The following is a 1,364-nucleotide window of genomic DNA, read 5'->3' on the forward strand; positions in this document are numbered from 1 at the left end:
AAATCTCGAACCGCTGCATTTGCTTCTCGGTTGATAAAACGCCGGCGAGCTGGACGTGTGACTCTGCAGCAGTAGCAACTTCCTTTTCGTTAGGGACTAACGTCGAGTCAACATTATTCGTAGTCATCAAGTATTCGCTCCAGCCCTAAGGGCGACCTCGAAATGCGCTAGGTGAGACCGAAAACCGTCGCGGTGCTGGGCCATCGACATCATTTGCCTCCACCAGTTCGGACACGACGCCAAAATCGGGTTTATTGAACTGGAATATATAGCTCCACGAGGTGTTTCCAGCCGTATCAGACGTGAACGTAGTGGTTGCTTCGCCACGGGCTACGCTCCTGCTCGCCGATCTCGTTAGATCGAGCTCATCACGCTACAGCTAGGCTTTCTCCTACCGGAGCCACGCGGTAAAGTGACGCTACAACGAAGTATCACCCGGTCCATAGAAAGGTGCCCATGTCCAAGCTTGCAGAATTCAAAGCTTTAGAAGCCCAGCTCGCAGCACAGCTCAAGCAGCTTGATGCTCTTAAAAATGACGGAGAGCTCAAGCGCGAAATCGAGTTCGAGGAAAAGCTACGTAATCTGATGCTCGACTATGGAGTGAGCCTGCGCGACATCATATCTCTATTGGACCCGGAAGCAGGTCGCACTACTGCCGCTCCAGCTAATCGTGGTCCGCGTCGGCAGCGCCAAGTCAAGATATACAAGCATCCCGATACCGGCGAGGTGGTAGAGACCAAAGGCGGCAACCATAAGATTCTGAAAGCTTGGAAAGAGAAGCACGGTGCAGACATTGTTGAGGGTTGGGTCAAGTAGCCCCCTCCGACGAATACAAGAAGCCAGATATTGCCTGGCTTTTTTAATTATTCGTGATCCGCTGTTTCCAACTTGACGATGCTCCTCGGCCCGGCAGCAACCGGCCAGTTGCCTTCTTCTGCCGTACGGTAAAGCGGAAGCGGCTAGCCGCCGTGAGGACTGAAGGCGTGAGGTGTTGTTTGCCATACCGGCAAACGCCAACGAGACCGAAAGGAATGGATATCATCTATTGCCACGACTGCTTAGAATAATCGGCCCTGATCGCAAGCGCCCGCCATTTAGATGGTTGCTTCAGGTGTCCGGCGCATCGATCAAATAACCCATCCCGCGAGCCGTCTGTATCAACTTGGGCTCAAACTCGTCATCAATTTTCGCCCTCAGCCGCCGGACGGCCACCTCAATCACATTGGTATCGCTGTCGAAATTCATGTCCCATACTTGGGATGCGATAAGTGATTTGGAAAGGACCTCCCCGCGGCGCCTCAGCAATAGCTCAAGAAGCGCGAACTCTTTGGCGGTTAGGTCTATGCGTTTCCCTGAACGCACAA

The 1,364-nt window shown here is 53.1% G+C and carries 2 protein-coding genes; one reads left to right on the forward strand and one right to left on the reverse strand.

All coding sequences use genetic code 11. The features are described from left to right. Positions 1-456 precede the first annotated feature (456 nt). Entirely contained in the window at positions 457-816 is a 360-nt protein-coding gene (locus DQ405_RS26945; RefSeq protein ID WP_041015580.1) for a histone-like nucleoid-structuring protein, MvaT/MvaU family, read from the forward strand. Positions 817-1,107: 291 nt separating this feature from the next. Here the strand turns inward: DQ405_RS26945 and DQ405_RS26950 are convergent. After that, on the reverse strand, positions 1,108-1,364 hold a 257-nt coding region (locus tag DQ405_RS26950), incomplete at its 5' end, for a winged helix-turn-helix domain-containing protein (RefSeq protein ID WP_174824735.1).

This window comes from Pseudomonas sp. SST3 (assembly GCF_003325755.1).